Origin of the sequence: Burkholderia sp. RF7-non_BP4 (assembly GCF_001521935.1) — a bacterium.
GTDB classification, from domain to species: Bacteria; Pseudomonadota; Gammaproteobacteria; order Burkholderiales; family Burkholderiaceae; genus Burkholderia; species Burkholderia diffusa.
Genome location: NZ_LOTA01000032.1, coordinates 1 through 1,230, shown reverse-complemented (window position 1 = coordinate 1,230; position 1,230 = coordinate 1). Strand labels below are relative to the sequence as shown.

The 1,230-nt window shown below is 58.1% G+C and carries 1 protein-coding gene; it reads right to left on the bottom strand.

The annotated features are described in order from the left end of the window. Positions 1-8: 8 nt before the first annotated feature. The gene (locus tag WS49_RS13635; protein ID WP_059529136.1) at positions 9-1,169 is read right to left on the bottom strand and encodes an IS30 family transposase; all 1,161 of its coding nucleotides are present in this window, start codon (positions 1,167-1,169) and stop codon (positions 9-11) included. Positions 1,170-1,230: the final 61 nt, after the last annotated feature.

The window sequence follows — 1,230 nt, the reverse complement described above, 5'->3', positions numbered from 1 at the left end:
TGGTGGATTCAACCGGTCGATGCAACAGCTTGATGGAATCGTTCAGCCGGTGTATCGAAGTTTAGTGTCTTGCGTGGACGTTCGTTGAGCCGTCGGGCAATGGCGTTGAGCTTGGCTTGCGAGTAGGCAGAGAGGTCGGTTCCTTTTGGGAGGTACTGTCTCAGCAGCCCGTTCGTGTTTTCGTTCGTGCCGCGTTGCCAGGGATGCTGGGGATCGCAGAAGTAGACCTTGATGTCCGTCGCGACAGTGAAGCGCTTGTGGCCAGCCATCTCCGTGCCCCGATCCCACGTCAGCGATTTATACAATTCCTGCGGAAGCTTGCCGGCGTGTCTTATCAGAGCATTGACGACAGCTTCAGAGTCCTTGCTGGCAATCTTCACCAACATCACGAACCGGGTCTGGCGTTCGACGAGTGTTGCAATCTGACTGTTGGCGTTGCCGAACAGAAGATCGCCTTCCCAGTGCCCGGGTATTGCTCGATCCTCGGCCGTGCCCGGGCGTTCACTGATCGATATGGCATCGCGGATGTTCGTGCGGTCCTCGGTCTTCAGTGTGTGTTGACGCGATCGACGCATCGCCCGAGAACGGCGCAGGTGTTCCAGCAGTTCTCTTTTCAGCGCACCACGGGCCTGGATATAGAGGCTCCGATAGATAGTCTCGTGCGACACCTGATAGTCCTTGTTGACCGCATACACGTGCTTGAGCCAACCCGCAATCTGCTCCGGCGACCACTGCAATCGGAGCTTGCTTGCCACAACCTGGGCGAGTGTCCGATTCCTGACCAGCTTACATGTCTTTGGGCGCCGTGCGCGGTCCCAGGCGAGCGCGTCGGCCTGGATCGCCCGATAGTACTGCCTTCCGCCATTTCGCTGCACTTCGCGGCTGATAGTAGATGGCGCACGTCCTAACCGCGCCGCTATCGATCGAATCGACTGGCCGGCGACGACTGCGCGCGAGATTTCCTCGCGTTCGGCAAGCGTCAAGGCCAGCGTTGAACGGTGTCGAGGCGCTGGCTGTATTCCGCCAGTCCTGGCGAGAATCCCCTGAATAGAGGAATGGTAGCGATCGAACAGTTGGGCAATCTGATGAAGCGTGTCACCCTTGCGCCACCGCTCCCACATCAGTGCCTTTTGAGTCTCGGTGTAGTAGATCCTGCGCCGCTGTTTCATTTGCAACACCTCCACTGCTTACGCAGCGTCTAGTGTGTTGCATCGACCGGTTGAATCCACC